The following is a 529-nucleotide window of genomic DNA, read 5'->3' as shown; positions in this document are numbered from 1 at the left end:
CGCAGTGGGCGAGTCGCTCCGCTTCCGACGCGGCGTGGCGCACCCACAGCAGGTCCTGGCAGGCTTCGGTGCCGGCATACGCCTGCTGCCACGCGCCGTCGCGCTGGACGAAGCGCAGGCGCAGCGCATCGTGATGCGCCACCACATCGGCAAGCGCCGCGGCCAGTGCCGGCAGCTCGGGCGCTTCGCGGCAGTCGAGCAGTACCGACTGGTTCCAGTGGTGGCGCCGGGCCATCGGGGTTTCGAAGAAGTCGGCCTGGATCGGCAGCAGCGGCACCGCGCCTGCCGGCACGGCGTTGCCATCGATCGCGTCTTGTGCCACCGGCGCGGCGACGGCCGCCAGTTCGGCCAGCGTCTGGCGTTCGAACAGTTGCCGCGGCGTCAGCACCCAGCCGGCGGCGCGGGCGCGGGCGACGATCTGCAGGCTCAGGATCGAATCGCCGCCGAGTTCGAAGAAGTTGTCGGCGCGGCCGACGCGCGGCAGGCCAAGGACTTCCGACCAGATCGCGGCGAGCGCGGTTTCGGCGTC

1 protein-coding gene is annotated in these 529 nt (G+C 72.2%); it reads right to left on the bottom strand.

From position 1 onward, the window contains the following. A partial coding sequence (locus tag MKD38_RS30875; RefSeq protein ID WP_252682459.1) for a phosphopantetheine-binding protein occupies window positions 1-529 on the bottom strand: 529 nt, incomplete at both ends.

This window comes from Cupriavidus sp. WGlv3 (assembly GCF_023952475.1).
GTDB lineage: Bacteria > Pseudomonadota > Gammaproteobacteria > Burkholderiales > Burkholderiaceae > Cupriavidus > Cupriavidus phytorum.
Note: the sequence above shows the minus strand (reverse complement) of the source record. Positions and strands in the feature narration are given on the sequence as shown.